This is a genomic window from Caenimonas aquaedulcis, from assembly GCF_015831345.1.
Classification (GTDB): domain Bacteria; phylum Pseudomonadota; class Gammaproteobacteria; order Burkholderiales; family Burkholderiaceae_C; genus Ramlibacter; species Ramlibacter aquaedulcis.
The window spans coordinates 1020120-1044564 of record NZ_JADWYS010000001.1; the positions used below are offsets into that span (position 1 = coordinate 1020120).

General features: G+C 67.4%; 23 protein-coding genes. 8 read left to right on the forward strand and 15 right to left on the reverse strand.

Annotation, left to right across the window (positions count from 1 at the left end; all coding sequences use genetic code 11):
- Positions 1-15: 15 nt before the first annotated feature.
- On the forward strand, positions 16-882 hold the full coding sequence (locus I5803_RS04865) for an LOG family protein (RefSeq protein WP_196985268.1): 867 nt from the start codon (positions 16-18) through the stop codon (positions 880-882).
- On the opposite strand, the gene I5803_RS04870 is transcribed toward I5803_RS04865, so the two are convergent.
- From I5803_RS04870 to I5803_RS04885, 4 genes are read right to left on the reverse strand one after another with little or no spacing between them, the layout of a single operon-like run.
- On the reverse strand, positions 860-2020 hold the full coding sequence (locus I5803_RS04870; RefSeq protein ID WP_196985269.1) for an MFS transporter: 1161 nt from the start codon (positions 2018-2020) through the stop codon (positions 860-862). The genes I5803_RS04865 and I5803_RS04870 overlap by 23 nt on opposite strands.
- Entirely contained in the window at positions 2017-3354 is a 1338-nt protein-coding gene (locus tag I5803_RS04875; RefSeq protein WP_196985270.1) for a DNA recombination protein RmuC, read from the reverse strand. Before I5803_RS04875 ends, I5803_RS04870 begins: the two co-directional genes overlap by 4 nt.
- 8 nt (positions 3355-3362) lie before the next feature.
- A complete protein-coding gene (locus tag I5803_RS04880) occupies positions 3363-4343 on the reverse strand; it encodes a 2-hydroxyacid dehydrogenase (protein ID WP_196985271.1) in 981 nt (326 codons plus the stop codon).
- Entirely contained in the window at positions 4340-5581 is a 1242-nt protein-coding gene (locus I5803_RS04885) for a citrate transporter (protein ID WP_196985272.1), read from the reverse strand. Before I5803_RS04885 ends, I5803_RS04880 begins: the two co-directional genes overlap by 4 nt.
- 172 nt (positions 5582-5753) lie before the next feature.
- Here I5803_RS04885 and I5803_RS04890 point away from each other — a divergent pair, with 172 nt between their 5' ends.
- Positions 5754-5975: a CsbD family protein gene (locus I5803_RS04890; RefSeq protein WP_196985273.1), complete on the forward strand. Its 222-nt coding sequence runs from the start codon at positions 5754-5756 to the stop codon at positions 5973-5975.
- 18 nt (positions 5976-5993) lie between these two features.
- Here I5803_RS04890 and I5803_RS04895 read toward each other — a convergent pair whose 3' ends face one another.
- The 3 genes from I5803_RS04895 to I5803_RS04905 are packed head-to-tail and all read right to left on the reverse strand — an operon-like array spanning position 5994 to position 8100.
- Positions 5994-6731, reverse strand: a complete 738-nt coding sequence (locus tag I5803_RS04895; protein ID WP_196985274.1) for a nitroreductase — start codon at positions 6729-6731, stop codon at positions 5994-5996.
- Positions 6728-7174 carry an acyl-CoA thioesterase gene (locus I5803_RS04900; protein WP_196985275.1) on the reverse strand — a complete coding sequence of 149 codons (447 nt, stop codon included), beginning with the start codon at positions 7172-7174 and terminating at the stop codon, positions 6728-6730. Before I5803_RS04900 ends, I5803_RS04895 begins: the two co-directional genes overlap by 4 nt.
- Complete coding sequence (locus tag I5803_RS04905; protein ID WP_196985276.1) at positions 7171-8100, reverse strand: histone deacetylase family protein; 930 nt, start codon at positions 8098-8100, stop codon at positions 7171-7173. The genes I5803_RS04900 and I5803_RS04905 overlap by 4 nt, the downstream gene beginning before the upstream one ends.
- A 198-nt stretch (positions 8101-8298) precedes the next feature.
- On the opposite strand from I5803_RS04905, the gene I5803_RS04910 reads away from it, so the two are divergent.
- Positions 8299-8844: a phasin family protein gene (locus tag I5803_RS04910; protein ID WP_196985277.1), complete on the forward strand. Its 546-nt coding sequence runs from the start codon at positions 8299-8301 to the stop codon at positions 8842-8844.
- A 110-nt stretch (positions 8845-8954) separates the two neighbouring features.
- On the opposite strand, the gene I5803_RS04915 is transcribed toward I5803_RS04910, so the two are convergent.
- On the reverse strand, positions 8955-9848 hold the full coding sequence (locus tag I5803_RS04915) for a patatin-like phospholipase family protein (RefSeq protein ID WP_354001622.1): 894 nt from the start codon (positions 9846-9848) through the stop codon (positions 8955-8957).
- A 77-nt stretch (positions 9849-9925) separates the two neighbouring features.
- Between I5803_RS04915 and I5803_RS04920 the strand changes: the two genes are divergently transcribed.
- The 3 genes from I5803_RS04920 (at position 9926) to I5803_RS04930 (ending at position 13623) form a co-directional block, all read left to right on the forward strand.
- A complete protein-coding gene (locus I5803_RS04920) occupies positions 9926-10966 on the forward strand; it encodes an extracellular solute-binding protein (protein ID WP_196985279.1) in 1041 nt (346 codons plus the stop codon).
- A 63-nt stretch (positions 10967-11029) separates the two neighbouring features.
- Entirely contained in the window at positions 11030-11788 is a 759-nt protein-coding gene (locus tag I5803_RS04925) for a 3-hydroxyacyl-CoA dehydrogenase (protein WP_196985280.1), read from the forward strand.
- Positions 11785-13623 carry a gamma-glutamyltransferase family protein gene (locus I5803_RS04930; protein WP_196985281.1) on the forward strand — a complete coding sequence of 613 codons (1839 nt, stop codon included), beginning with the start codon at positions 11785-11787 and terminating at the stop codon, positions 13621-13623. Before I5803_RS04925 ends, I5803_RS04930 begins: the two co-directional genes overlap by 4 nt.
- Here the strand turns inward: I5803_RS04930 and I5803_RS04935 are convergent.
- Positions 13610-14545, reverse strand: a complete 936-nt coding sequence (locus I5803_RS04935; protein WP_196985282.1) for a YihY/virulence factor BrkB family protein — start codon at positions 14543-14545, stop codon at positions 13610-13612. The two genes, I5803_RS04930 and I5803_RS04935, sit on opposite strands and share 14 nt — an antisense overlap.
- 40 nt (positions 14546-14585) lie before the next feature.
- The gene (locus I5803_RS04940; RefSeq protein ID WP_196985283.1) at positions 14586-16232 is read right to left on the reverse strand and encodes an acyl-CoA synthetase; all 1647 of its coding nucleotides are present in this window, start codon (positions 16230-16232) and stop codon (positions 14586-14588) included.
- A gap of 94 nt (positions 16233-16326) precedes the next feature.
- Between I5803_RS04940 and dnaG the strand changes: the two genes are divergently transcribed.
- Positions 16327-18093 (forward strand): DNA primase, encoded by a 1767-nt coding sequence (gene dnaG / locus I5803_RS04945; RefSeq protein WP_196985284.1) that lies wholly within the window; start codon positions 16327-16329, stop codon positions 18091-18093.
- Positions 18094-18351: 258 nt separating this feature from the next.
- Positions 18352-20721 (forward strand): RNA polymerase sigma factor RpoD, encoded by a 2370-nt coding sequence (gene rpoD, locus I5803_RS04950; RefSeq protein ID WP_196985285.1) that lies wholly within the window; start codon positions 18352-18354, stop codon positions 20719-20721.
- 55 nt (positions 20722-20776) lie between these two features.
- Here the strand turns inward: rpoD and I5803_RS04955 are convergent, their stop codons facing one another.
- The 5 genes from I5803_RS04955 to I5803_RS04975 form a co-directional block, all read right to left on the reverse strand.
- Positions 20777-21028: a hypothetical protein gene (locus I5803_RS04955; protein WP_196985286.1), complete on the reverse strand. Its 252-nt coding sequence runs from the start codon at positions 21026-21028 to the stop codon at positions 20777-20779.
- 104 nt (positions 21029-21132) lie between these two features.
- Positions 21133-21837: an ABC transporter ATP-binding protein gene (locus tag I5803_RS04960; protein WP_196985287.1), complete on the reverse strand. Its 705-nt coding sequence runs from the start codon at positions 21835-21837 to the stop codon at positions 21133-21135.
- On the reverse strand, positions 21830-22558 hold the full coding sequence (locus I5803_RS04965) for an ABC transporter ATP-binding protein (RefSeq protein ID WP_196988460.1): 729 nt from the start codon (positions 22556-22558) through the stop codon (positions 21830-21832). The genes I5803_RS04960 and I5803_RS04965 overlap by 8 nt, the downstream gene beginning before the upstream one ends.
- A gap of 32 nt (positions 22559-22590) precedes the next feature.
- A complete protein-coding gene (locus tag I5803_RS04970; protein WP_196985288.1) occupies positions 22591-23556 on the reverse strand; it encodes a branched-chain amino acid ABC transporter permease in 966 nt (321 codons plus the stop codon).
- A complete protein-coding gene (locus tag I5803_RS04975) occupies positions 23553-24428 on the reverse strand; it encodes a branched-chain amino acid ABC transporter permease (RefSeq protein ID WP_196985289.1) in 876 nt (291 codons plus the stop codon). Before I5803_RS04975 ends, I5803_RS04970 begins: the two co-directional genes overlap by 4 nt.
- Between the last annotated feature and the right edge of the window lie 17 nt (positions 24429-24445).

The following is a 24445-nucleotide window of genomic DNA, read 5'->3' on the forward strand; positions in this document are numbered from 1 at the left end:
CATCAAAATGAGGCCATGCCTTCCTCTACACGCAACATCCACGACAGGCGCCTCGCCGACGCCTGGGCGACACTCAAGGCCCATTCCGATGCCGGCCTGCCGCTGGACCCCGACGCGAGCCGCCTCGCCTTCGCGGACCCCGAATTCCTCCTGCGGCGCGAGACGCGCGGCATCCGATTCCAGCTCGAGCTGCTCAAGCCCGACCTGGAGCAGCAGGCGCACGGCATCGAGAACACCATCGTCGTGTTCGGCAGCGCGCGCTTTCGCAGCGCGGACGATGCCGCGGCCCTCGTCGCGGAAGCCGAAGCGTCCGGCGACGAGGCGCTCGTGTTTCGCGCGCGGGCGCTCGCGCGCAATGCGCATTACTACGAGAAGGCGCGCGCGTTCGGCAGCCTGGTCGCGAAGTACAGCGCGGGCAAGGACCCGCGCGACATGCTGTTCATCTGCACCGGCGGCGGCCCGGGCATCATGCAGGCGGCCAATCGCGGCGCGCATGAAGCCGACGGCGTGAGCGTGGGCCTGGCGATCGCCCTGCCGATGGAGGAAGCGGCGAACCCGTACGTCACGCCCGAGCTCTCGTTCAAGTTCCACTACTTCGCGCTGCGCAAGATGCACTTCATGATGCGCGCGAAAGCGCTCGTCGCATTCCCGGGCGGCTTCGGCACGCTCGACGAACTCTTCGAGGTGATCACGCTCGTGCAGACCCGCAAGGCCAAGCAGGTGCCCATCGTGCTGTTCGGCACCGACTACTGGAAGCGCCTCATCAACTTCGACGTGCTGATCGAGGAAGGCGTCATTTCGCCGGCCGACCTGGACCTCTTCCAGTACGCGGACGACGCGGAAACCGCCTGGGAGCTGATCAGGACGTTCTACCGGATTTGAGTCCGCGCGTGAGGTGCGTGCCCGCGCCCACGGCCGCGCCGACCACCCAGAACACGCCGGAGATTCCGATGACCGCGCCGGCTGCCCCGAACAGCATGGGCATGCCGACGCTCGATGCGTTGATCAGCATGATGCGCAGCGCCACCGCCTCCCCGTGCCGGGACTCGGGCGTGATCTGGTGCAGGGTGCTCATGATCATCGGCTGCACCGACCCGAGCGCGATGCCCAGCGCGACGGAGCACAGGCCCATGAACAGCGAAGCGTGCATGAACGGGTAGATGCCGAAGACGAGGGCCGTCGCGGCCATGGCCCACATCAGCATCTGCGACTCCTTCACCTGCGAGGCCAGCAGCGGGATGGCGACGCGCACGAGCGCGGCGGCGATCGCGAAACAACCGAGGATCGTGCCGATCACCGAAGCCGAGATGCCGCGCTCGTGGCCGAGCACCGGCACGACGAAGGTATGGACGTCCCAGCAGGACGACAGCAGCCAGTTGATCAACAGCAGCCGCCGGAACATGGGCTCGCGCAGCAGGTTCCATGTGGGCCCGTGCTGCTCGCCTTCCGCACGGATCACCGGCGGCAACTCCTGGGCGGTACGCACCCAGTACCACGCGAACATCGGCAGCAGCGCCATCAGGAGGAAGGCGCCGCGAAAGCCCGCGTTGTCGATCATCAATCCGGCGGCGAACGGCCCCACGAAGTTGGAGACCGCGGGGCCGATCGCAAGCCACGAGAACACCTGCTTGAGCTCCGTCGGGCTGGAGGCCGCGCGCCCCACGTGCCGCTGAAGCGCGATCGACGCGGTACCGGTCGCCCCGCCCGTCAGGAGCGCCGCGACGCACAGCACCGGAAAGATCGGGAATGCGACCGCGAGGCCCGCGCCCAGGGTCGCGGCGATCACCGCGAGGCCGATGGGTCGCTTCAACCCGTGGCGGTCCGCATAGCGCCCGGAGGGCAGCGCGAGAAACACCTGCGTGAGCGCGAACAGGGCCAGCAACACGCCCACGGCAGCCTCGCTGTAGCCCTGCTTGAGGGCGAGGAGCGGCGCCGCCAGCCGCGTGCCGGCCATGCACGCATGCACGCAGATCTGCGCGGCGATGAGCCGTGCGAGTTCGGGCTTGAGGCCGCCGCTCATGGCGACGGCTCGTCCCCTTCCGCGGCGGGCGGCAGCAGCGCCTGCGCCTGCGCCTCGGGCAGCGCCTCCACCACTTTCAGTGCGCGGCGCATCTGGTTCGTGCGCGTGCTCGCGGTGTCGAGCGTGTCGGAGGCCTTGCGCACCTGGTCGCGGATCTTCTCGACCCAGGTGCCGTAGCGCTCGAATTCCGTCTTGACGGCCCCGAGCACCTTCCAGACCTCCGACGCCTGCTGCTCCAGCGCGAGCGTGCGAAATCCCATGTGCAGGCTGTTGAGCATCGCCAGCAAGGTCGTCGGGCCGGCGAGCGTCACGCGATAGTCGCGCTGCAGGCTGTCCATGAGCCCGGGCCGGCGGAGCACTTCCGCGTACAGGCTCTCGATCGGCAGGAACAGGATCGCGAAGTCCGTCGTGTGGGGCGGGCACAGGTAGCTCGCGCTGATCGACTTGGCTTCAATCCGGATGCGCGACTCGAGCGCGCGCGCCGCGATGTCCGCCGCGGCCGGGTCGGCGCGGTCGTGCGCGTCGAGCAGGCGCTCGTAATCGTCGCGCGGAAACTTCGCGTCGACCGGCAGCCACACCGGCGTGCCGTCGCCGCTGCGGCCGGGGAAGCGGATCGCGAAGTCCACGCGCTGGTTGCTGTTCGGCTTGGTCTCCACCTGCTTGCCGTATTGCTCGTTCGTGAGCACCTGCTCGAGCAGCGCCTCGAGCTGCACCTCGCCGAACATGCCGCGCGTCTTCACGTTCGTCAGCACGCGCTGCAGGTCGCCCACGCCCTGCGCCAGGGACTGCATCTCGCCCAGGCCCTTGTGCACCTGCTCGAGGCGGTCCGCGACCTGCTTGAAGCTCTCGCCCAAGCGCGTCTCCAGCGTGGTCTGCAGCTTCTCGTCCACGGTCCTGCGCATCTCGTCGAGCTTCGCGGCGTTCGTCTGCTGCAGCAGCGCGAGCTGCGACTCGAGGGTCGTGCGCACCTCGGCCATGCGCCTCGCATTCGAATCGCCGAGCCCCTGCAGCTGCATCGCGAGCGTGTCCGAGAGCGACTTCTGCAGGAGCGCAAGCTGCTGCCCGAAGGCGTCGATCTGGACGTTCTGCGTGCGCGTGGCCTCGGCGCCCTGCTTCACCAGCGCGTCCTGGAAGGTGGCGAGCGTGTGCGTGAGCTCGGTTCGAGCGCCGCGGGACGATTCGCTGATCTCGCGCCGCAGCTCACGCTCCATCCGCTCGTTCGCGGCCAGCAATTCCGATTTCGCGCCTTCGTTGACCGGGGGCTTGCGCGTGAGGACGATGAAGGCGACGACGAGGTTCGCGACGGCCAGGGCGATGATGATCCAGATTTCCACTCGGGCTCTCAGTTCAGGACTTCGGGGTTCAGCGGGTTCAGAGGCTTGCCGTGCACGAGGAAGCCGATCAGGTTGTCGGCGGCCAGGTTCGCCATCGCCAGGCGCGTGGGCACCGTCGCGCTCGCGATATGGGGCGTCAGGACGACGTTGGGCACGGTGAGCAGGTCCGGATGGACCTTCGGTTCTCCCTCGAACACGTCCAGGCCCGCGGCGGCGATCGTGCGCGCGCGCAAGGCCGCGGCCAGCGCGGCATCATCCACGATCCCGCCGCGCGCGATGTTGACGAGCGTGGCCGTCGGCTTCATCTTCGCAAGCTCCGCCGCGCCGATCGCATGGTGCGACGACGCGGAATAAGGCAGCACGAGCACCAGGTGGTCGGCTGTCGCCAGCAGTTCGTCCTTGGTCACGTAGCGCGCCTTGCACTGCGCTTCGAGGTCGGGGGTGAGCCGCGAGCGGTTGTGATAGATCACGTTCATGCCGAAGCCGTGCGCGCCGCGGCGCGCGATGCCCTGCCCGATGCGTCCCATGCCCAGGATGCCCAGCGTGCTGCCGTGCACGTCGGAGCCGGCGAACATGTCGTAGCTCCAGCGGTTCCATTTCCCGGCGCGCAGGAAATGCTCGCTTTCCGCCATGCGCCGCGCGGTGGCCATCAGAAGCGCGAAGCCGAAATCCGCGGTGGTCTCGGTGAGCACGTCGGGCGTGTTGGTCCCCAGGACGCGGCGCGCGGTCATGGCAGGCACGTCGAAGTTGTTGTAGCCGACCGCCATGTTCGCGCAGATCTTGAGCAGCGGCGCGCCCGCCATGGTTTCATCGTCGATGCGATCCCCGCCGGTGGTGAATGCGCCGACCTTGTCCTGCAGGCGCCTCGCCAGCTCCGCCTTGCTGAAAGGTTCGTCGGACCGATTGGTCTCGACCTCGAAGTGCTGGCCGAGCCTGGCAATCACTTCGGGGAAGACCGCGCGGGCCATCAGGATCCTGGGCTTGTTCATGGTGATGTGGTGTGTGAAGGAGCCGAAGGCGCGACCGGCGCATCGGGGTGCCAGCCGAGGACGGCCAGGAGGACGAAAAAGCCGATGACGTAGGCCAGTGCGATGTGCCAGCCCGCCTTGAGCCACGCACCCACGGACCGGGCTTCGGGGTACATGTTGGCCAGCGCCACGCCCGCCGACGAGCCGAACCAGACCATCGAGCCGCCGAAGCCGACGGCGTAGGCGAGGAAGCCCCAGTCGTACCCACCCTGCCGCAAGGCCAGGGCGGTGAGCGGGATGTTGTCGAAGATGGCGCTCACGAATCCGAGCCCGAGCGCCGTCTGCCAGGAAGCGGCGGGCAGCTTCTGCACCGGCATCATCGCCGCGCACATCACGAGCGCGAGGAGAAACATGGAGCCGCGGAAGGCGCCCGGGAGCAGGCTCCACGTCGGGCGGCGCCACGCGCTCGTGAGGCCGATGGCGAGCCAGACCGCAATCCCGATCACGGGGACCCGGTCGAGCACCGAGGCGTCGCGCAGGTTGAAGAAGATGTTCGCTCCCATCGCGGCCAGCAGGATGACTGCCACGATGCCGAGCCGCGCGGAATCGACGCTCGCGCCCTCCGGGTTGTCCTTCATGATGGGCTGCAGCGCGTGCTGCTGGCGCGCCGCGAACACGCCGAAGATCAGCATCGCGGTGACGGCGGCGGCATACGCTTCGAACACCTGGCCCGGCCGCACGCCGGCGATCCACATCATCGTCGTCGTGGTGTCGCCCACCACGCTGCCGGAGCCGCCTGCATTGCTCGCCGCGACGATGCCTGCGAGAAAACCGATGTGAACCCGCCTGCGGTACAGCACGGCAGCCATCGAGCCCCCGATCATCGCGGCGGCGATGTTGTCCAGGAAGCTCGACAACACGAAGACCAGCAGGAGCAGGCAAAAACCCCCCTTCCAGTCGTCCGGCAGGAAGCGCGGCAACAAGGCCGGCAGCCCGCTGCGCTCGAAGTGATCCGACAGCAGCGCGAAGCCCAGCAACAGGCCCAGCAGGTTGGCGACCGTGACCCATTCGTGCCCCAGCAGCTTCCACAGGCCCGGCACGCCGGCGACGCCGCCGAAATCGCCGAAGCCGAGCTTGAAGAGCGCGATGGCGGCGAGGCCGGTCAGTGCGACCGCCAGCGTGTGGTGGTGGAAAAGAGCCACGCCGGCCAGCGTGAGCGCGAAGAGGATGAAATCGATGGGGACGCCCGCGAACGACAAGCCGGTCTCCGAGAATTTTTCTGGGTGGGAAAGGGACGCTGCATTATGGACGCTCGACTGTAGGCGCCCGGCGACTGGCAGGAGCCTCCCTCCTCCTACCGCGCGCCCCGGACCCGGAATCTACAGTGGTTTATCGCCTCTGAGACGAGGCCTCACTTCGCGGGAGCGCCAAATGAACCACGATCGGATCGAAGGACGCTGGAAACAGGTCAAGGGAAAAATCAGGGAGCAGTGGGGCAAGCTCACGGAGGACGACCTGGACGTCATCGCGGGCAAGCGCGACCAGCTGCTCGGCCGCATCCAGCAGCGTCACGGCTTCGCGAAGGAAGAGGCCGAGCAGCAGGTCGACACCTTCGAGCGCCGCAACCCGGACTTCAAGTTCGAGAAGTCCTGAGCGCGGCTCGGCGGGCGTTCAGTCGAGCCAGTGCGTGAACGCTTCCACCGGCACGCGCGGCGTGTGGAAGGCGTTCACCTTGTGCGATTCGTCGGCGTGGCCGAGCGCCATGCCGCACACGAGCATCTCGTCCTCGCCGGCGCCGATGTGCGGCAGGATGATCCTTCCGAAGCCGTTCCACGCAGCCTGCGGGCAGGTGTGCAGTCCGCGCGCCCGCGCCGCCACCATGATGTTTTCCATGAACATGCCGTAGTCCACCAGGGACCCCCGGCCCATCACGCGGTCGAGCGTGAACATGAGCCCGACGGGTGCGTCGAAAAACCTGAAGTTGCGATGGTGCTGCGCGTGCATCTTGTCCTTCTCGCCTTTCGCGATGCCCAGCAGGCCATAGAGGCCCCAGCCGTTTTCCCGGCGGCGGTCGATGTAGGGCGACACCCATTTCTCCGGGTAGTAGTCGTACTCTTCCTTGTACGAAGCGGCGAGCGACGGGTCGGCGTAGATCGCATCGTGCGCGGCACAGACTTTCCCGACCAGGGCGTCGCGGCTCGCGCCCTGCAGCACGTAGACCTTCCAGGGCTGGCAATTGGTGCCCGAGGGCGCGCGGCTTGCGACACGAAGGATGTCGGCGATCGTGTCGCGCGCCACCGGAGTCGGCAGGAACGCACGGCACGAAAAGCGGCTCTCGATCGCCGCGTCCACGCTCGCCATGTCCTGCACGACGGTCGACACCTGCGCGGTGCCCGGTTGGTCATTCATTGAAGCGCCTCCAGGACGGACCTGAGTTTCTCGGGAAGGGACACCGGCCGGCGCGTCGCCCGGTCGACGTAGACGTGGATGAAGTGCCCGCGCGCGGCGGTCATGGGCTCGCCCTGCACGAAGAGGCCCACTTCGTAGCGCACGCTCGACTTGCCCATGTGCGCGACGCGCAAGCCCGCCTCGACGGTCTGGGGGAATTCGATCGCGGAAAAATAGTTGCACTGCGTCTCGATGACGAGGCCGATGGTCTCGCCGCGGTGGATATCCAGCGCGCCGGCCTCGATGAGGTGGGCGTTGACCACTGTGTCGAACCAGCTGTAGTAGACGACGTTGTTGACGTGGCCGTAGGCGTCGTTGTCGGCCCACCGGGTGCCGATGGTGCGGAACGCGCGATAAGCGCTGCGCGGTTCAGGTTGGGGCTTGGGCGCGGCGGAAGGACTCATCGGCTGCGATTCTGCCAGCGCTCGTGGTACCGCGCCGCGACGCGGAAGGTGTTGACCTGGACCTGCACCGTGTCCTCGATGCGTGTGCCGTAGCCGCCGGCCATCGCGAAGGCCAGCGGCACGCGCCGCTGCCACGCCCAGTCGAAGACGCGGCGGTCGCGGGCCTCGAGCCCGTCCCAGGTGAGCTTGAGGCGGCCGAGGCGATCGCCTTCGTGCGGGTCCGCGCCCGCAAGGTAGATCACGAGGCCGGGATCGAAGCGCCGGTCGAGTTCGTCGAGCGCGAGGTCGAGCGCGTGCAGGTACTCCTCGTCGCCGCAGCCGTCGGGCAGGTCCACGTCCAGGTCGCTCTCCTCCTTGCGGAAGGGGAAGTTCTTCTGCCCGTGCATCGACAGCGTGAAGACGCTGGGGTCGCCCCGGAAGATGCGCGCGGTCCCGTTACCCTGGTGCACGTCGAGGTCCACGATGGCCACGCGCAGGGGGCGGGCGTGCGAGCGCGCCCACTCGGCCTGCATCAGGCGCGACGCCACCGCGGCGTCGTTGAAGACGCAGAAGCCGCCGCCCTTGTCCGCATACGAATGGTGGGTGCCGCCCGCGATGTTCGCGGACACGCCCTCGCGCAGGGAGGCACGGCAAGCCGAGATGGTCGCGCCGACGGAACGCCGGGCCCGCTCCGCCATCGCTTCGCTCCACGGAAACCCGATTTCCCGCATCGCCCTGGGGTCGAGCGTCCCGTCCGCGATCGACTGGATGTAGGCCGGGGTATGGACCAGCGCGAGTTCGCCGTCGGTCGCCGGCAGCGCCTGCCCCAAGCGGACGGACGGCAGCTCATCCGCCAGCCGGTCGCGCAGGAGCTGGTATTTGGCCATCGGGAAGCGGTGGCCGGGCGGCAGCGGCAGCACGAACTGCGTGGCGTAGAAAACCTGCATCGCTGTCATTGTGAAGCGGGCTCCCCGGCCGGCGTTTTAGGGGGGCGTTCCTAGATTGCTGCAATGCAACAAAAACCGCTTGCCATCCGGCGCACCGTCCCTATAATTCAATCCATGCTGCACTGCAACATAGACCCGACAGACCGGTGTTCAGCGCAGGCCCCGAGTTCCACACCCCACTTTTTATTGGAGATCTCCATGCTGACCGCTGAACAAGTCCTCGCCTCGCAAAAAGCTTCCGTCGAAACCCTCTTCGGCCTGACCACCAAGGCCTTCGAAGGCGTCGAGAAGCTGGTCGAACTGAACGTCACCGCTTCCAAGGCCGCACTGGCCGAAGCCGCCGGCACCACGCAAGCCATCATGGGCGTCAAGGACGCGCAAGAGCTGCTGGCCCTGCAAGCCGCCCTCTTCCAGCCCCTGGCCGAGAAGACCGCCGCTTACAGCCGTCACCTGTACGACATCGCTTCGGGCACCGGCGCCGAATTCGGCAAGGCTTTCGAAGTGCAAGCCGCTGAAGCCCAGAAGAAGTTCCTGGCCGTCGTCGACAACGCCGCCAAGAACGCTCCGGCCGGCAGCGAAACCGCCGTCGCCGTGTTCAAGAGCGCCGTTGCCGCCGGCAACAACGCCCTGGAATCCGTGCAGAAGGCCGTGAAGCAAGCTTCCGACGTCGCCGAAGCCAATTTCAACGCGGTCGCCAACCAGGCCGTCAACGCTGCCAAGACGACCACGTCCAAGAAGCGCTAAACAGCACAAGTTGTCTCCTCGGGTCCTTTCGACACCCTCACGGGTTCAGGGATCCTTCAAGGGCAGATCGCAAGGTCTGCCCTTTTTTTATTTCCGGTCCGCCGCGGCGCTCACTTCGTCTTCGCTTCGATCGCCGACCTGAGCTGCGGCAGCAGCCGCTGCATGGCGGCGCGGCCCGCATCGATCGAGCGGCGGCGGGCGGTGAAGTCCGCACCGCCCACGCCCGCCAGCGCCGGACGCACCACGACGTCCGCTTCGCGCAGGCCGAAGTGGTTGATGGACTGGCCCATGATCGCGAAGGTCTGCAGCAGGATCTGCATCGTGTCGCCGGCCGGGTTTCCTTCGGGCGCGCTGGAAATGTCGACGGCGATCACCAGTTCGGCGCCCATCTGCTTCGCGTACCGCACCGGCACCGGCGCGACCAGTCCGCCGTCCACGTATTCGTGGGTGCCGATCTTCACCGGCAGGAACACCGCGGGCACCGCGCTGGAGGCGCGTACCGCCGTCCCCGTGTCGCCGCGCTGGAAGAGCACGCCCTGCCCGGAGTTGAGATCGGTCGCGACGATGCCCAGCGGCAGCGGCATCTGCTCGATCAGCTTGTGGCCGACTTCCCCGTTGACGTAGCGCGCAAGCGCCTCGCCACGCAGCACGCCGCGGCTGAAAATCGGCAGCGTCCAGTCGGTGAAGGCGGCCTCCTCCATCGACTCGGCAAGCTGCCGCAGCTGCTTGCCGCTGCGCCCGCTCGCGTAGAGCGACGCGACCAGGCTGCCGGCGGAAGTGCCCACCACGTAGTCCGGCCGGATGCCGGCCTCCTCCAGCGCCTGGATCACGCCCACGTGCGCGAATCCGCGCGCCGCGCCCCCGCCCAGTGCGAGCCCGATGCGCGGCGCGCGCTTGGCGACCGGTTGCGGCGGCACCACCGGCTCGGGCACGACGGGCGCGCTCGTGCAGGCCGCCAGCAGGCCAAGGCAGGCGGCGGCCAGGGCCGCCTTGGTCCTTGTCACAGCCCTCCAACTGAGAATGATTCGCGTTTGACTTATCATCGTGCCATTCTTCCACAAGGCATTTCCCAAGGATTTACATGGCTCACAAGACTGCGGCGCTGGCTTTCACCCTGCTGGCCGCCACCACCGGCGCCCACGCCCAGGACCAGGTGCTGAACCTCTATTCCGCGCGCCACTATTCGACCGACGAAGCGCTCTATACGAACTTCACGAAGGCCACGGGCATCAGGATCAACCGCGTGGACGCCGACGACGCCGGCATCATCGCGCGCCTGAAGTCCGAAGGCGCCGCATCGCCCGCCGACGTGATCCTGCTGGTCGACGCAGCGCGCCTCTACAAGGGCGAGGTCGAGGGCATGTTCCAGCCCGTCAAGTCCAGGGCGCTGGACGACGCGATCCCGGCGCAATACCGCGGCAAGGCCACGCCCGAGGGCACACCCTGGTTCGGGTTCTCCATGCGCGCCCGCGTCATCGCCTACGACAAGCTGAAGGTGAAGCGCGAGGACGTCGACACCTACGAGGAACTCGCCGACCCGAAGAACAAGGGCCGCATCTGCATCCGCTCGGGCTCCCACCCCTATAACCTGTCGCTCTTCGGCGCGATCACCGAACACATGGGCGAGCAGAAGGCGGAGGCCTGGCTCAAGGGCGTGGTCGCGAACCTCGCGCGCGACCCCAAGGGCGGCGACGTCGACCAGATCAAGGCCGTGGGCGCGGGCGAATGCCAGGTGGCGGTGAGCAACACCTACTACATCGCGCGCCTGATCCGCTCCAACAACCCGGACGACCGCGCGCTCATGGAGCGTGTGGGCGTCGTCTTCCCGAATCAGTCGTCCTGGGGCACGCACGTCAACATCGCGGGCGGCGCCGTCGCGAAGTACGCCAAGCATCCGGATGCCGCGGTGAAGTTCCTCGAATACCTCGCGAGCCCGGACGCTCAGAACTACTTCGCCAACGGCAACAACGAATGGCCCATCGCAAAAGGTGTGCAGGTGAGCAATCCGGCGCTCAAGGCGATGAGCGGCGGACACTTCAAGAGCGAGACCATCCCGCTCGCGGCGGTCGGCGCGAACCAGGTCAAGGTGCAGCAGATGCTGGACCGCGTCGGATTCAAGTGAGGCGGATCGGACATAATTGACGTTTACGTCAACGTCAACTTCCACACGCACCCAGGAGTTTCCATGGACATCAGCGGCAAGGTCTTCATCGTCACCGGCGGGGCCTCCGGGCTCGGCGAAGGCACGGCGCGCATGCTCGCCGCGGCCGGCGGCAAGGTCGTCATCGCGGACATGCAGGCCGACAAGGGCGAGGCAGTCGCGAAGGACATCGGCGGCGCTTTCGTCAAGTGCGACGTGAGCCAGGAGGCCGACGGCCAAGCCGTGGTGGCCAAGGCGGTGTCGATGGGCAAGCTAATGGGGCTCGTGAACTGCGCGGGCATCGCGCCGGCGGAAAAGACCGTGGGCAAGAACGGCGCGCATTCGCTGGCCGTCTACACGAAGACCATCATGGTGAACCTCGTGGGCAGCTTCAACATGATCCGCCTCGCCGCCGACGCGATGTGCAAGAACGAGCCGGAATCGACGGGCGAGCGCGGCTGCATGATCTCCACCGCTTCCGTCGCCGCGTACGACGGCCAGATCGGCCAGGCCGCCTACAGCGCGTCCAAGGGCGGCGTCGTCGGCATGACCTTGCCGATCGCGCGTGACCTGTCGCGCAACGGCATCCGCAACATGACGATCGCACCGGGCATCTTCGGCACGCCGATGCTGTTCGGCATGCCCAAGGACGTGCAGGACGCGCTCGCCGCCAGCGTGCCCTTCCCCTCCCGCCTCGGCACCCCCGAGGACTACGCGAAGCTCGCGAAGCACATCTTCGAAAACGACATGCTCAACGGCGAGGTGATCCGCCTCGACGGCGCGATCCGCCTCGCGCCGAGGTGAGGTTCCGCCTCGCGCTCTGCGCCGCCGCGCTTGGCGTCGCGGCATGCACGGCGCCGGCGCGATTCGACTACGCCATCCCCAACCAGCCCGAGAGCGGGTCGGGCTACACGCCGAAGCCCGGATGGGCGACGAGCCGGTTTTCCGTCGCCGCCGCCAATCCGCTTGCGACGGACGCGGGCTACCAGGTCCTCAAGGCCGGCGGCTCGGCCGTGGACGCCGCGATCGCGGTCCAGATGGTCCTCGCGCTCGTCGAGCCGCAATCCAGCGGCATCGGCGGCGGCGCGCTGCTGCTTCACTTCGACGGAAAGGAAGTCGAAGCATTCGACGGACGCGAAACCGCGCCGGCTGCCGCGGACGAACGCATGTTCCTCGCGGCCGACGGCAAGCCGCTCTCGTTCTACGAAGCCGTCGTCGGCGGCCGTTCGGTCGGCGTCCCGGGCGCGGTCCGCATGCTGGAGATGGCGCACCGGCAATACGGCAAGCTGCCTTGGGCCACCCTGTTCCAGCCTGCGATCACGCTGGCCGAGCAGGGCTTTCACATCGGCCCCCGGCTGCACATGCTCGCGGAATCGGATACGTACCTGCGCAAGGACCCCGTCGCGGCCGCGTATCTCTATCGACCCGATGGCCACGCCCGCGACGCGGGCGACCTGCTGCGCAATCCTGAACTCGCCGAGGTGCTGCGAAAGATCGCGGCGCAGGGATCGAAGGGGTTGCTCGAAGGCGAGGTGGCGCAGGCGATCGTCGACAAGGTACGTTCGCACCCCACGAACCCCGGCCGCCTGAGCCTCGCGGACCTCGCCGGCTACGAAGCGAAGAGGCGCGAGCCGATCTGCCACGATCATCGTGCGCGTGGCCGCGACTGGCGCCTCTGCGGATTCCCGCCCCCCTCCTCCGGCACGATCGCGATCGGCCAGATCCTCGGCATCCTGGAGAACACACCGGCTTCGGGAATGCCGCTCGAAACCGGGTTCGGCGGCGTGGCCGGGACGAGCGCGCCCGCGCCGTCCGCACCCTGGCTGCACCTCTACACCGAAGCCTCGCGTCTCGCCTTCGCGGACCGCGACCGTTACGTGGCCGACCCCGCCTTCGTGCAGGCGCCCGGCGGGAACTGGTCCACGCTGCTCGCCCCGGCCTACCTCGCGCAGCGCGCGAAGCTCATCGACACCTCGCCCGCCGGCAAGAGCATGCGCCGCGCGGTGGCCGGAACACCGGCACCCGGGACAACATCGCTCGCGCCGATGCCCCAGCAGGTCGAGCAGGGCACCTCGCACATCAGCATCGTCGACAGCTACGGCAACGCTATCGCGATGACGACCACCGTGGAAGGCCAGTTCGGCGCGCGGCAGATGGTGAGCGTGCACGGTGGCGCCGGCGGCTTCCTGCTGAACAACGAGCTCACCGATTTCAGCTTCACGCCCGCAGATGCGCAGGGCCTGCCTATCGCCAATCGCGTACAGCCCGGCAAGCGGCCGCGCTCCTCGATGTCGCCCACGCTGGTGTTCGACAAGGCGAGCGGCCGTTTCGAGATGAGCGTGGGCAGCCCCGGCGGCGCGTTCCTCATCCACTTCACCGCGAAGACGATCTACGGTGTGCTCGACTGGGGCCTGGACGCGCAGCGCGCCATCGACCTGCCGAACTTCGGCTCCCTCAACGGGCCGAGCGTCCTCGAAGCCGGGCGCTTCCCGCCGGCCACCGTCGATGCCCTGCGCGCACGCGGCGCGGAAGTGCGCGAAGAAACGCTCACGAGCGGCTTGCAGGCGATCCAGCGCGCCGAACGCGGCTGGTTCGGCGGCGCCGACCCGCGCCGCGAGGGCGTGGTCAGGGGCGATTGACGATCGGCCGCTCGGCCTCGCCGCCGCCGACGCGCAGTGGATTGCGCTTGGGCGGTTCCTCCGGAAGTTCCACCCGCTCGAACTCGGAGATCACCTGCGCGCCGAGCAACAGCAGAGTCGCGCCGATCTCCAGGCTGAACAGCACGACGATGGCCGTCGTGAGCGAGCCGTACACCACGTTCACCTGCGACAGGGTGTTGAAATACCAGACCAGGATATGGCGCGTGATCTCCCACAGCAGTGCCGCCGTCGCGCCGCCGATCAGCGCGTGGCGCCACGACAGGCGGCCCACCGGCATCACCATGTACACCGAGCTCAGCACGAAGATCTCCCCCGTGAGGCCCAGCACGTAGAGCAGCACGCCGGACACACCCTTGAGCGACCACTCGTAGCCGAGGAACTCCACGCTCTCCTGCCCCATCGCCTGCAGGCTGCCCGATACCAGCGTCATCACGAGCAGCCCGAACCCCAGGCACAGGATGTAGATGTAGGGCAGCAGCGCGGACACGATGTAGCGGCGCTTGCGCACCGCGATGCGGTGCAGGAAGATCACCGTCATCGCGTTCTCCAGGACGGTGAAGGCGAGCGAGCTGAAAAACAGCATCGTGACGAGCAGCAGCCAGCCGATGACTTCCTTGTGGTCCAGGAAGTTGCGCAATTCGCCCACCATGGCCTTGGACTGCCCCGGGATCAGCCATTCGAGATAGCGGCCCAGGGTGACGAGCAGCTCCTGCTGGTCGATCACATGCGACAGCGCGATCACCGCGAGGATGAGCAGCGGCACGACCGACAGCAGCGCGTAATAGGCGACGGCGCCTGCGAGCAGCAGGCCCTGGTTCTTCTTGAAAGCCTTCAGCACGCGCCAGGCGAAGGCGCCGGGACTCTTGAGGATGTGGGCGACGGCGGGACTGAGCAGGGACATGGCAAGGCCCAGTATGCCGCGCGCGCGGCCCGCCGTGGGGTCAGACGTCGATCGCCGCCGCCGAGCCTGCCTGCTTGCGCAGCTCGAACTTCTGGATCTTGCCGGTGGAGGTCTTCGGCAGCTCGCCGAAGACCACGGCGCGGGGCACCTTGAAGCCCGCGAGGTGCTTCTTGCAGTGCGCGACGATGTCCTCGGCCTTCAGCGACGCGCCCGCCTTCAGCTCGACGAAGGCACATGGCGTCTCGCCCCAGCGCGCGTCCGGCCTGGCGACGACCGCGGCGGCGAGCACATCCGGGTGGCGGTAGAGCACATCCTCCACCTCGATCGACGAAATGTTCTCGCCGCCCGAGATGATGATGTCCTTGCTGCGGTCCTTGATCTTGATGTAGCCGTCGGGATATTGCACCGCGAGGTCGCCGGTGTGGAACCAGCCGCCGGCGAAGGCTTCCGCCGTGGCTGCGGGATTTTTCAGGTAGCCCTTCATCGTGATGTTGCCGCGGAACATGATCTCGCCCATGGTCTCGCCGTCCAGCGGGACGGGCTGCATGGTCGCGGGGTCGATCACGCGCGCATCGCGCTGCAGGTGGTAGCGCACGCCCTGCCGCGCATTGAGCCTCGCCCGCTCGCCGATGTCGACCTCGTTCCACTCGTCGTGCTTCGGGCACACCGTCGCGGGGCCGTACACCTCGGTGAGGCCGTAGACGTGCGTGAGGTCGAAGCCCATGCGCTCCATGCCTTCGATCATCGAGGCGGGCGGCGCCGCGCCGGCCACCATGGCCTTCACGCCGGTGGGAAGCCCGCGCTTCATCTCGTCAGGGGCATTGACCAGCATGCCGTGCACGATGGGCGCGCCGCAGTAATGGGTGACGCCGTGCGCCGCGATCGCATCGATCATCGCCTTGGCCTCGACCTTGCGCAGGCACACGTTCACCCCCGCCCGCGCGGCGACGGTCCAGGGGAAGCACCAGCCGTTGCAGTGGAACATGGGCAGGGTCCACAGGTAGACGGGATGCCGCGCCATGTCCCACTCGAGGATGTTCGAGACCGCGTTGACCGCCGCGCCGCGGTGGTGATAGACCACGCCCTTGGGATTGCCCGTGGTGCCGCTCGTGTAATTCAGCGCGATGGCATCCCACTCGTCGCCGGGCAATTGCCACGCGTATTGCGCATCGCCTTCGGCCAGCAGCTGTTCGTAGGTGAGCGCGCCGATCCGCTCGACGGGCCCGGTGTAGACCTCGTCCTCCACGTCGATCACGGCGAGCGGCGCCTTCGATTGCCGCAGCGCGATCGCGCGCTTCATCACAGGTGCGAATTCCGGGTCCACGATGACGACCTTCGCCTCGCCGTGGTCCAGCATGAACGCGATCGTCTCGGCGTCCAGCCGCGTGTTGAGCGCATTGAGCACCGCGCCCGCCATCGGGATGCCGAAGTGCGCCTCCACCATGGGCGGCGTGTTCGGCAGCATGACGGCGACGGTGTCTCCCTTGCCGACGCCACGCCTTGCCAGCGCGCTCGCGAGGCGGCGGCAGCGGTCGTAGACTTGCGCCCAGTTGCGCCGCAGGTCGCCGTGCACCACGGCCAGGCGCTCCGGATAAACCTCCGCGGTCCGCTCGATGAACGACAACGGCGAGATCGGCGCGAAGTTCGCGCCGTTGCGCGCCAGCCCCTGGTCGAAAATGTTCGGCATGCTGTGTCTCCGGTGGCTCCCGGGTCGCTTCCCGGTGTGCGCAGAGGTTAAGGCTTTTCGGTGCCCCGTGGCATTAGGTAAGAATACGCAAACGATGGCGATCCCTCAGAGTTTCATCCAGGAGTTGGTGGCGCGTGCCGATGTGGTGGAAATCGTCGGGCGCTACGTCCAGCTCAAAAAGACCGGCGCCAACTATTCCGGCCTGTGCCCCTTCCACGCCGAAAAATCGCCGTCCTTCACCGTGAGCCCCACTAAGCAGTTCTATCACTGCTTCGGCTGCGGCAAGAACGGCAACGCCATCGGCTTCCTCATGGAACACGCGGGCATGAACTTCGTCGAGGCGGTAAAGGACCTCGCGGGCCAGTACGGCATGCAGGTGCCCGAGGAAGACGCGTCGCCGCAGGACCGCGCGCGCGCCGCGCAGCAGCGCGAGAAGCAGGCCACACTCACCGACGTGCTGGAGAAGGCCGGCGAGGCGTACCGCAAGCACCTGCGGGCATCGCCGCGCGCGATCGACTACTTCAAGGGCCGCGGCCTGTCCGGCGAGATCGCGAAACAGTTCGGCCTGGGTTACGCGCCCGAAGGATGGCGCAGCCTCGCGAGCGTATTTCCCAATTACGACGACCCGCTGCTCGTGGAAAGCGGCCTCGTCATCGTCAACGAGGACGAGGACAAGCGCTACGACCGCTTCCGCGACCGCGTGATGTTCCCCATCCGCAACGTCAAGGGCGAATGCATCGGCTTCGGCGGCCGCGTGCTGGGCGACGACAAACCGAAGTACCTCAACTCGCCCGAGACGCCCGTCTTCAGCAAGGGGCGCGAGCTGTACGGCCTGTTCGAGGCGCGGCAGGCGCTGCGCGAACAGGGCTTCGTGCTGGTGACCGAGGGCTACATGGACGTCGTGGCCCTGGCGCAGCTGGGCTTTCCGAACGCGGTGGCGACGCTGGGCACGGCCTGCACCACGGAGCACGTGCAGAAGCTCTTTCGCTTCACCGACTCCGTGGTGTTCAGCTTCGATGGCGACGACGCCGGGCGGCGCGCGGCGCGCAAGGCGCTCGACGGCGCCCTGCCCTATGCGACCGACGTGCGCACCGTCAAGTTCCTGTTCCTGCCCTCCGAGCATGACCCGGACAGCTACATCCGCGAGTTCGGCCGCGACGCGTTTTCCCGCTATGTCAGCGACGCCATCCCCCTCAGCCGCTTCCTGATCGACGCAGCGCGCGAGGGCTGCGACCTCGCCACCGCGGAAGGACGCGCGCACATGGCCGCCAACGCGAAGCCGCTGTGGACGGCGCTGCCCGACGGCGCGCTCAAGCGCCAGCTGCTGGGTGAGATCGCGGCGCTCGCCCAGCTGGAGTCGCGCGAGCTCTCCAGCCTGTGGGGCGACGCCGCGCCCGCGCAGCCCGTCCGCCGGCGCGAACCCTACCGCCCAAGGAGGCCGGGACGCACGCTGCCGCCCGGCCGGGCCGACCGCGCCCTGCAGATCGTCTTCATGGACGCCATGGCCTGGGACGCGCTCAGCCATGACGACCACCACCTGCTGTGCGAGCTCGCCCCGCCCCACGGCCCCCTCTTCGCCTGGCTCGACAGCCAGGTGCACGAACACGGCCCCCAACCCTGGGAGGCCTTGCGGGCGGCGCTGTCGGGCCACGAATTCGAGCCTTTCCTGGTCGACCAGGTGGAAAAGATGCTGCCGGACATCGAGCACGACCTGAGCGAACTGCGGCAGATCCTCGCGAAGGAACGCGCCCGCCTCGATGCGGAACGGCGCACGGCGCTCGTCGAGCGCGCCCGCAGCGACCCGGCCGCCTACGAGGAGCTCAAGCGCCTCCTGGCCGGCGAGCGCACCGGCAGCCCTTGAATTTACGCGTTGGCGGTATAATGTAAGGTTGCTAGCGGCAAGAGCGACAGCAGCACCTCCGGACCCGGCCCACCGCGGACACAGCTTCCCGACCGGCCTACCTACCGCAAGGACTGCACCCCAAATGTTCGCCCACCCATCTTGCCCCGCAAAGGACAGCTGAGCCGTTCCCCGGCCCACGCCGTCCCTTCCACCCGCGCCGGGCCGTCGTGGCGCTTTTTGTGTTTCTGTTTTTTTGATGACCCGAGGTATTAGTTCATGCCCGCTCAAAAGTCCGGAAAGCTCGTCAAGCAAGCCGCGAAACCTGTCGCGAAAAAAGTGATCAAACCGCCCCCGGCCAAGGTCAAGCTCAAGGTCGTGAAGACCGAGCCGAAACCGAAGCCCAAGCCAGCCGCCAAGGCCGCAACGAAAGCACCGCCAGTGTCCGCAACGAAGACCCCCGCCAAGACCACCGAGAAAGCCGCCGCCAAGGACGAGGTGAAAAAGCCTCTGAAAGCCGCCACCGAAGAGGTGGTGAAGAAGAAACCGGGCCGCCCGCCCAAGGCAGCCTCCGCGGCGCCTGAAGCCGCGGGCAAGGCCACCGGTGCCAAGCGCGGCCGCAAGCCCAAGGACGCCGACGGCAAACCGGGCGGCGATGACGCGGACATGTCGGACATCGAGGACGACCTGCAGGGCGAGCCCGTCGTCGAAGCGGCGACCGAGAAGGTCAAGCCGCTGCGCATGAAGATCAGCAAGGCAAAGGAACGCGCCCTGATGAAGGAATTCGGCCTGGACGAAACCGTCCTGTCCGAAGAGGACATGGCCAAGCGCCGCCAGCGCCTGAAGACCCTGATCACCCTCGGCAAGACGCGCGGCTACCTCACGCACTCCGAAATCTCCGACCACCTGCCCGACAAGCTGATCGACGCGGAAACGCTCGAAGTGGTGGTGACCATGCTCAACGACCTGGGCGTGGCGGTGTACGAGCAGACGCCCGACGCCGAGATGCTGCTGCTGAACAACACGACGCCCACCGCGGCGACCGTGGAAGAAGCGGAAGAGGAAGCCGAAGCCGCCCTGTCCACCGTGGACAGCGAGTTCGGCCGCACGACCGACCCCGTGCGCATGTACATGCGCGAGATGGGCACGGTGGAGCTGCTCACGCGCGAAGGCGAAATCGAGATCGCCAAGCGTATCGAAGGCGGCCTGATGGCGATGATGGAGGCGATCTCCGCCTCCCCCGCGACCATCGCCGAAATCCTGCGCCTGGCGCACGAGATCCGCGAAGGCAAGATCGTCATCTCCACGGTGGTGGACGGCTTCTCCAACCCGAACGAGGCCGACGACTACGTTGCCGAAGAGGACTTCGACGAATTCGACGCCGATGACGACGACGACGGCAACGGCGGCTCCAAGGCGCTGACCAAGAAGCTCGAGGAGCTCAAGTCGCAGGCGCTCGAGCGCTTCGACCGCATCCACGGCCTCTTCGAGAAGGTGCACCGCATCTACGACAAGGAAGGCTGGGGCACGCCCGCCTACGTGAAGGCGCAGCACGCCCTGTCCGAGGAGCTGATGACCATCCGCTTCACGGCCAAGACCATCGAGAAGCTGTGCGACATGGTGCGCGGCCAGGTGGACGACGTGCGCAAGAAGGAGCGCGAGCTGCGCCGCATCATCGTGGACAAGTGCGGCATGCCGCAGGAAACCTTCATCAAGGAGTTCCCGCCCAACCTGCTGAACCAGAAGTGGGTCGAGAAGCAGGCCGCCGCGGGCAAGCCGTGGTCCACCGTGATCGCGCGCAACATCCCGCCGATCCAGGAACTGCAGCAAAAACTCGCCGACCTGCAATCGAAGGTGGTCGTGCCCCTCGCGCAGCTGAAGGACATCAACAAGCGCATGAACGAGGGCGAGGCATCGTCCCGCGAAGCGAAGAAGGAAATGATCGAGGCCAACCTGCGCCTCGTGATCTCCATCGCCAAGAAGTACACCAACCGCGGCCTGCAGTTCCTGGACCTGATCCAGGAAGGCAACATCGGCCTGATGAAGGCGGTGGACAAGTTCGAATACCGCCGCGGCTACAAGTTCTCCACGTATGCGACCTGGTGGATCCGCCAGGCCATCACGCGTTCCATCGCGGACCAGGCCCGCACGATCCGCATCCCGGTGCACATGATCGAGACGATCAACAAGATGAACCGCATCTCGCGCCAGCACTTGCAGGAATTCGGCTTCGAGCCGGACGCCGGCATCCTGGCCGCCAAGATGGAGATCCCGGAAGACAAGATCCGCAAGATCATGAAGATCGCCAAGGAGCCGATCTCCATGGAGACGCCGATCGGCGACGACGACGATTCCCACCTGGGCGACTTCATCGAGGACCAGGCCAACACCGCGCCGATCGAGGCCGCGATGCAGGCGGGCCTGCGCGATGTGGTCAAGGACATCCTCGACTCGCTGACGCCGCGCGAAGCCAAGGTGCTGCGCATGCGCTTCGGCATCGAGATGAGCACGGACCACACGCTGGAAGAAGTCGGCAAGCAGTTCGACGTGACCCGCGAGCGCATCCGCCAGATCGAGGCCAAGGCCCTGCGCAAGCTGAAGCACCCGAGCCGCTCGGACAAGCTGCGCTCGTTCATCGACACGCTGTGACTCCCGGTTGCCGCACATGAAAAAAGCCGGAGCGATCCGGCTTTTTTCATGGAGCCTAGAACATCGTCTCCTGGTACCTGTCCTTCTTGCCGTCGCTGCGCGCGGCGAGCAGGCTGACCATCGGCTCGAGCGCCGCATGCGTGTGATAGGACTTGTCGCATTCGGGGCAGGCGTAGCCTTCTTCGGCGTCGCCGCCGCGCTCGCGCGAAACGAACACCGCGAACCGTGCTCCGCAGTAGGCGCACGACTGCACGAAGCTGCTGTGCTGGAACTCGGGTTCCGCGTCTTTCCGGATGACTTGGCCCATGGGCAATTCCCCCTGGGGCGAAACACATCGCCCCGCGGCCAGTATCGCAGCGCCATCCGCGCACGTGGCGATTCCCCCAACGCCGTCGTATGTATCGAAACGCTCTAGCGCGACACGCCCAGCAGCCGGTCGAGCAGCTGCGGCTGCTCGCGCAATTCCTTCGCGCTCCCCGCGTGCGCGATCGTGCCGCGATCGAGCACCACGGCGCTGTCGGAAATCGCCAGGATGGCCTGCGGATGCTGCTCGACGATGATCGCGGACAGCCCCTCCTCGCGCGTGATGCGGCGAATGGCCCGCAGCAGCTCTTCCACGATGATGGGCGCGAGGCCTTCCAGCGGTTCGTCCAGCAGCAGCAGCTTCGGGTTGACCACCAGCGCCCGGCCGACGGCGAGCATCTGTTGCTCCCCGCCCGACAACTGCGTGCCGAGGTTGCCCTTGCGCTCGGCCAGGCGCGGAAACATGGCGTAGACACCCTCGGGCGTCCACTTGCCCGGCCGCGCCACGGCGGTCAGGTTCTCGTGCACGGTGAGCGACTTGAAGATGTTGCGCTCCTGCGGGACCCAGCCGATGCCGGCCGCGGCCCGCTGGTGCGGCGCCAGCTTGTGCAGCGCAACACCACCGAGCAAGAGCGTCCCTCCATGCTGCCGCGTGGCCCCGGCGAGCGTGTTGATGAGCGTCGTCTTGCCCGTGCCGTTGCGGCCGAGGAGCGCGAGCGTGTGGCCCTGGTCGAGGCGCAGCGACACGTCGTGCAGCACCACCGCCTCGCCGTAACCGGCGCTCAGCTTGTCGATGGCGAGCAACTCAGCCATGCGCCGCCTCTTCCCCATGCCCGAGGTACACCGCCTTCACCTGCGGGTCATTGGCGATCTGGTCCGGGTCGCCCTCGGTCAGCACCGTCCCATTGACCAGCACCGTCATGCGGTTCGCGAAGCTGAAGACGAGGTCCATGTCGTGCTCGATCAGCAGCACCGAGACATCGGCCGGCAGCGCGGCGACGGTCTGCAGCAACTCCTCGCGCTCGCCGGCGGGCACGCCCGCGACGGGTTCGTCCAGAAGCAGCAAGCGCGGCTCGCAGGCGAGCGCGATTGCGATCTCCAGCAGCCTGCGCTTGCCGTAGGCGAGCAACTCGACGCGCTGGTCGGCCACCTCGGCGAGGCGGAACTGCCCGAGCAGCTGGTCGCAGCGCTCGCCCACCTGCGCGTTCGCGCCCAGGCCCTGCCACCAGCGTCCGCCCAGCCCGCGCTGCTGCGACACGACCAGCGCCAGCGTCTCGCGCGGCGTCATCGAGTTGAACAGCTGGTTGATCTGGAAGGTGCGCACCATGCCCCGGCGCACGCGCTGGTGCGGTGCAAGCCGTGTGATGTCTTCGCCTTCCAGCACGATGCGGCCCGCCGTGGGTTCCAGCACGCCCGTGAGCAGGTTCACGAGGGTGGTCTTGCCGGCGCCGTTCGGCCCGATCAGCGCATGGCGTGCGCCGCGCCGTACTTCCAGCGTCACGTCGTTCGTCGCGACGATGCCGCCGAAGCGCATCACCAGCCCCTGCGCGGAAAGCACGACCTCGCTCACGGCCGTGCCCGCTTCCACCACGTCCACGGGCGCAGCAGTCGTTCGCGTCCGGCGAGCACCAGCACCACGAGGAACAGGCCGATCCAGAATGTCCAGTACTGCGGCGTGACGGCCGAGAGCGCGTCCTGCATCAGCTTGAACACGATGGCTCCCGCGACGCCTCCGTAGAGCCAACCCGCGCCTCCGACGACCAGCACCAGCATCACGTCGGCCGAGCGGTGGAACTCGAACACGTCCAGCGACGCGAAGCCCGTCGTCTGTGCGAGAAGCGCGCCGGCGATCCCCGCGACGCCCGCGGCGACCGTGTAGATCACCGCCAGGCGAGAACGCACCGGGATCCCGATGGCCATCGCCCGCAGCCGGTTGTCGCGGATCGCCTTGAGCGTCGCGCCGAAGGGCGAATGCACGAGGCGGCGCGCGAGCAGGAACAGCACCAGCAACACGGTCAGCGAGTAGAACGCGGCGGTACGTCCCCCCAGGTCGAACTCGAAGCGCCCGAGCAGCGGATTCATTACGACCCCCTGCAGGCCATCGGCGCCGCCCGTGAGCCAATCGAGCTTGTTGGCGAGTTCCAGCAGGATGAGCGCGAAGCCGAGCGTCACCATCAGCCGCGTGAGGTCGCTGCCGCGCATGATCGTGAGGCTCGCCGCCGCGCCGAGGAGCGTGGCGACGCCCGCCGCGGCCGCGAGGCCGAGCAAGGGGTCGGCGTTCACGTGCTTGGCCAGCAATGCCGCGGTGTAGGCACCGATGCCGAAGAAAGCCGCATGCCCCAGCGACACGATGCCGGTGTAGCCGAGGACGAGGTCGAGCGACACCGCGAAGAGCGCGACGATCGCGATCTCGTTCACCAGCGCGGCATGCGATGGCAACACCACCGGCGCCGCGAAGGCGAGCAGCCACAGCACCGGCTCCCAGGGGCGGATGCGCGCACTGCGGCGCAGGGAGGTTTGCGATGCGCTCATGCCCGTCCGCCACGCCGCACGAAAAGGCCCTGCGGCCGCCAGATCAGGATCACGATCATCAGGCTGTACACGATGAAGGCGCCCATCTTGGGGATGTAGTACTTGCCCGCCACGTCGGCGATGCCGAGCAGCAGCGCGGCCAGCAGCGGACCGGTGATGGACGACGTGCCGCCGACCGCGACGACGATGAGGAAATAGATCATGAACTTCAGCGGGAAGCTCGGGTCGAGCCCCAGCACTTCCGCGCCGAGCGCGCCGCCCAGGCCCGCCAGGCCCGAGCCGAACGCGAAGGTCGAGAGGAACACCACGTTGACGTTGATCCCCATGCCCGCCGCGACGCGCTGGTCGTCGACGGATGCCCGCAGGCGGCTGCCGAAGCGCGTGCGCGCGAGGATGAACTGCAGCCCCACGGTGAGCGCCGCGCAGATGGCGATGATGAACAACCGGTAATGCCCCATGCCCAGCGTCCAGGCGCCGCTGCCGATCTCGGTGCGGCCCTTGAGCCATGCGGGCAACTGCACGATCTGCTGCGTGGAACCGACGAAGTAGTCGAAGGCGGCGACCGCCATGAACACGAGGCCGATGGAAAACAGCACCTGGTCCAGGTGGGGCTTCCCATACAGCGGGCGGTAGAGCGTGCGCTCGAGCACGGCGCCCAGCAACGCCGCCCCTGCGAAGGCGAGCGGCAGGCACAGGAGGAAGGGAACATCCAGGCGCTGCATCAGCAGCACCGTGATGTAGCCCCCGACCATCGCGAAGGCGCCGTGGGCGAGGTTGATGAAATTCATCAGCCCCATCGTCACCGCCAGCCCGACGGCGAGGATGAACAGCAGCATCCCGTAGGCGATGCCGTCGAAGAGGATGGTCAGCATCGGGCTCCCGTCATTGC